The sequence below is a fragment of the uncultured Virgibacillus sp. genome (assembly GCF_947495635.1).
GTDB lineage: Bacteria > Bacillota > Bacilli > Bacillales > Amphibacillaceae > Virgibacillus > Virgibacillus salarius.
Genome location: NZ_CANMAB010000253.1, coordinates 1 through 244, shown reverse-complemented (window position 1 = coordinate 244; position 244 = coordinate 1). Strand labels below are relative to the sequence as shown.

The 244-nt window shown below is 34.4% G+C and carries 1 pseudogene; it reads right to left on the bottom strand.

Annotated elements, in window-relative coordinates:
• A pseudogene (locus Q1A47_RS20750) lies at nt 1-244 on the bottom strand (IS5/IS1182 family transposase); the annotation flags it as partial.

Sequence of the window (244 nt, the reverse complement as noted above, 5' to 3'; positions counted from 1 at the left end):
TCCATATCATTTTGATATTTCTGTTTACGAATTACATAGTCTTGGAATTGTTTACGGTATTGCTTGGGTTCTTTTCGCATAGAACGGAGTTGTTTGCGATCTTTTGCTTTTTCACTTTCCTCGATTTCTTGATCGTATTTCTTCACTTTTTCATCTAGCTTTTTAACCACTTCACTGAGTTCTTCCTTTGAAAGTTCATCGGAACTTTCCCTTTCTATTTCAGGGATAATTTCTTTTTCCAGTA